Annotated in this window: 1 protein-coding gene; it reads left to right on the top strand. The window is 55.4% G+C overall.

Annotated elements, in window-relative coordinates; translation table 11 throughout:
* Positions 1-278, top strand: a 278-nt coding sequence (locus ACLQ25_RS32910; RefSeq protein WP_425734624.1) for a hypothetical protein, incomplete at both ends; no start/stop codon positions are given.

Raw genomic sequence — 278 nt, 5'->3', positions numbered from 1 at the left:
GTGGGAGGCGTTCGGCGAGATAGCACGAGAATACTACGGAGATGGCCAAACAAATCTGCTGACAGTCCCCCCGCAAAAATACGAGAGGCAGGCCACCAACGGGATTATGGTACACCTCGGACGAGACCTTTATAATTGGCGGCAGGAGGGCAAGACTGTTCCGAAGAACATGCCCGAGGATCTGAAGAATTTTTTGGAGGATTGCGGAGCGATCGGCGTTCTGGCGAAGGCGGTAGCGCCCAGCGCTGTTAAGTTCAGTAGTGACGCTAGGTGGGAGG

Source organism: Micromonospora sp. DT44 (genome assembly GCF_049841635.1).
Lineage (GTDB): Bacteria > Actinomycetota > Actinomycetes > Mycobacteriales > Micromonosporaceae > Micromonospora.
The sequence above is the reverse complement of the archived record's forward strand: the minus strand, read 5'-3'. Positions and strand labels throughout refer to the sequence as shown.